Annotated in this window: 3 protein-coding genes and 1 pseudogene; all 4 read right to left on the bottom strand. The window is 62.6% G+C overall.

Annotated features, from left to right (window positions below):
• The coding region (locus ACLHHB_RS11025; protein ID WP_410218333.1) for a type III pantothenate kinase at nucleotides 1–638 on the bottom strand (638 nt) is incomplete at its 3' end.
• A gap of 5 nt (nucleotides 639–643) precedes the next feature.
• Complete coding sequence (locus ACLHHB_RS11020; RefSeq protein ID WP_410218332.1) at nucleotides 644–1,417, bottom strand: biotin--[acetyl-CoA-carboxylase] ligase; 774 nt, start codon at nucleotides 1,415–1,417, stop codon at nucleotides 644–646.
• Complete coding sequence (gene nuoN, locus ACLHHB_RS11015) at nucleotides 1,410–2,885, bottom strand: NADH-quinone oxidoreductase subunit NuoN (protein WP_410218331.1); 1,476 nt, start codon at nucleotides 2,883–2,885, stop codon at nucleotides 1,410–1,412. The genes ACLHHB_RS11020 and nuoN overlap by 8 nt, the downstream gene beginning before the upstream one ends.
• 10 nt (nucleotides 2,886–2,895) lie before the next feature.
• Nucleotides 2,896–3,189, bottom strand: a pseudogene (locus ACLHHB_RS11010) (NADH-quinone oxidoreductase subunit M); the annotation flags it as partial.

Raw genomic sequence — 3,189 nt, 5'->3', positions numbered from 1 at the left:
CGGTCGCGCTCGGCGCGGATCTTGTCCACGATACCGTCGACCAGACCGACATACCCCCAGAACACGCCGGACTGGATACATGCAACCGTATTCGTGCCGATGACCTTAGCCGGCATTGTCACATCCACATGAGGCAGGGACGCCGCGCCCATGTGCAGCGCCTCGAGCGACAGGTTGACCCCCGGCGCGATTGCGCCTCCGATATAGGCCCCATCCACATCGACCACATCAAAGGTCGTTGCGGTCCCGAAATCCACCACGATCAGGTCCGGCCCGTGACGGTCATAGGCACCCACGGTATTGACCAGCCGGTCCGGCCCCACCGTCGTTCCGGGATCGACGCGAGGCGCCACCGGCAGCAGGCAGTCCGGCTTGCCGACCACCAGGGGCCGCGTGTCAAAATACCGGTTGCAAAGGACTCGCAGGTTGAAGACCACACGCGGTGCGGTCGCGCTGATGATGCAGGACTCGATCTGCAACTCGAACTTCTGGACCGCGATCAGGGTCGACAGCCAGACATAATATTCGTCCGCAGTACGCCGATGATCCGTGCGAATGCGCCAATGTGCCAGAAAACGGGTGCCTTCCCAGATCGAGAAGACGGTGTTGGTGTTGCCGGTATCGATGCACAAGAGCATGGGGATCAGCCGCCGTTGAAATGGATATCGGCCGCAGGAATCGCCTGACGCCCTTTGGAGTCGACAAGGATCAACGCGCCCGTGTCGTCGATGCCCTCGAAACGCCCGGTGATCTCAGCCGTTCCCGTTCTGGCCGTGATTGTCTGACCCAGCCTGGCGGCCCTCGCCATCCAAGCGGCCCGGATGGGCGCAAAACCATAGGTGCTCATCTGCCGCTGCCAGTCGTCAAAGCTGACGGCCAAGGCATCCAGAAGGTCGTCGGTTGTCACCTGCATCCCCGTTTCTTCGGCCAGACTGACCGGACGCAGCGCTCCTGCCTCCACCTGACAAGGGTCCGGCGCGGTTTGCAGGTTCACGCCGATGCCAATGGCCAGTGCCACGACCCGTCCGCCGCTTCCCACGCTTTCCAGCAGGATGCCGGACAGTTTGCCCCCGTTCAGCAGTACATCGTTCGGCCACTTGAGCGACAGGTTCAGCCCCGGTCCACACAAGACGCGCAGCGCATCATGCACGGCCAGTGCTGCAACAAAAGATATACGGGCAGCATCGGCGGGTCCGCCCTGCGGGCGCATCACCAGCGTTGCGGCAAAGTTGCCCGGCGGATCGGTCCAAGCCCTGCCCCGTCGGCCACGCCCGGCCTCTTGCCGGCGGGCCATGATCCAGGCTGGCCCTGCCAGAGAAGGGGCCAGCCTCAAGGCTTCGGCATTGGTGCTGTCCACACGCTCGAGAACGTGGCGCGCCACGCCGACGGGCCAGTTGGCGCCCGGCGCGCTATTCAACGACGACCGCGACAGGCTCGACGATGATCGGCTCGACCAGCGACAGGGCAGCGGTGGCTGCGGCCTCGTCAATGCCGAGCATCGTGACCGCGCCCAGCAACAAGGCGGCTGCGGGAACCAGCAAGGCGGCGTACTGGACGGCACCCATACGACTGACCACCGGCTCGGACTCGGCCCCGAAGAACATATAATAGACGATGCGCAGGTAATAAAACGCCCCGATCACCGATGCGATGACCCCCAGGACCGCCAACCACGACATGCCCGCATCGACCGCAGCCGTCAGCACCCCGTACTTGGCAAAGAAGCCCAGGAAGGGCGGCACGCCTGCAAGACTGAACATCAGGAACAGGACGGCAAAGCTCTTCAACGGTTCCGCCTGGGCAAAGCGGTTCAGGCTTTCCAGATCCGTGACCGGACGGCCGTCGCGTTCCAGCGACAGGATGAAGGCGAATGTCCCGACATTCATCACGGCATAGATCGCCATGTAAAGCAGCATCGCCTGCACGCCATAGGTTGTTCCAGCAGCCAAACCCACCAAGGCGAAGCCCATATGCGCGATCGAGGAATAGGCCATCAGGCGCTTAACGTTTCGTTGCCCGATACCGGCGATGGAACCCAGGAACATCGACAGGACGGCAAGCATCGCGATGATCTGGGTCCAGTCGCCCGGCACGTTCCCGAAGGCGTCGAACATCAACCGGGTCAGCAGCGCCATCGCCGCAACCTTGGGTGCGGTGGCCAGGAAGGCCGTGACAGGCGAAGGCGCGCCTTCATAAACGTCCGGGGTCCACATGTGGAACGGCACCGCCGAGACCTTGAAGGCCAGACCGACCAGGAGGAAGACCAGACCGAACAGCAGTCCCATGGGCAGGCTGCCCGCCGTGACGACCTGAAGAATACCTAGGAAGGTCGTGGTGCCTGCAAATCCGTAAATTAGCGACGCGCCATAAAGCAGCAAACCCGAGCTCAACGCACCAAGGATGAAGTACTTCAGGCCGGCTTCGGACGATTTGGCGCTTTCACGCCGCGATGCGGCCAGGACATAGATCGACAGCGACTGCAGTTCGAGGCCCATGTAGAGTGACAGCAGGTCGCCCGCCGACACCATGAACATCATTCCGATCGTGGAAAGCACGATCAGGATTGGATATTCGAACCGCATCAGCCCGTGACGATCAAGATATTCGGCGCTCATGGCCAGAACCGCCGCGGCCGACAAGAGGATCGTCACCTTGGCAAAGCGCGCAAAGGCATCGTCCGTGAACATGCCGAAGAAGGCGCTCTGCTGCGGACGGTCCGCCATGCCGACATAAAGGCCCGCCACCAGAAGAGCCAGAACGCTGGCCCACAGGATCGGGCGGGCGATCTGATCCTTGCCGAAATAGGCCCCTGCCAGCAGCGACGCCAGGGCAAAGATCGCAAGCCACAGCTCGGGCAGAATGGTGGAAAGGTCCAAACCGGTCATCTTGCGTTCCTCAATGGCTGACGGCGGCCGCGGCCAGATCGTCATCGGCCGCCTGTTCGGGCAGCGCGTCGTGGAAGTTCACCAGCAGCGCCTGAACTGAGGGGCCGGTGATGTCGGTCACCAGGCGCGGATAAACGCCCAGAATCAGGGTCATCGCGATCAGAGGAACAAAGATCCACTTTTCGCGGGGGGTCATGTCGGTGATCGTGCGTAGGCTTTCCTTGATCAGCGCGCCCATAGTGACGCGGCGATACAGCCACAGCGCATAGCCGGCCGACAGGATCACGCCGGTCGCCGCAACGAA

The organism is Paracoccus sp. (in: a-proteobacteria), from assembly GCF_046462195.1.
In the GTDB taxonomy this organism is placed as follows: Bacteria; Pseudomonadota; Alphaproteobacteria; order Rhodobacterales; family Rhodobacteraceae; genus Paracoccus.
The sequence above is the reverse complement of the archived record's forward strand: the minus strand, read 5'-3'. Positions and strand labels throughout refer to the sequence as shown.